General features: G+C 54.9%; 1 protein-coding gene. It reads right to left on the reverse strand.

Annotation, left to right across the window (positions count from 1 at the left end; all coding sequences use genetic code 11):
• On the reverse strand, positions 1-255 hold a 255-nt coding region (locus SB756_RS32450; protein ID WP_410913555.1), incomplete at both ends, for an AraC family transcriptional regulator.

Consider the following 255-nt stretch of genomic DNA (forward strand, 5'->3'; position numbering starts at 1 on the left):
CCAGCGAACAGGAGTAGCTCTGGGTAACACCAATCAGCGGCGTATCTTCCAGGGTGACAAATTTATGCTCTGGCATAGTGAATTCACCCAGACGCAGCGGCGGGCGAATACCAAAGGCGCTCCATTCAGGAGAACGGCGGTAAAGTGCAGGAGTCTGGGCAAACTGCTTCTTGAATGCGCGGGTAAATGTCTGTTGAGAGTCGAAGCGGTATTGCAGCGCGATGTCCAGAATCGGACGCGCAGTCAGGCGTAGTG

The sequence above is a fragment of the Pseudomonas sp. SIMBA_068 genome (assembly GCF_046534705.1).
Taxonomy (GTDB): domain Bacteria; phylum Pseudomonadota; class Gammaproteobacteria; order Pseudomonadales; family Pseudomonadaceae; genus Aquipseudomonas; species Aquipseudomonas putida.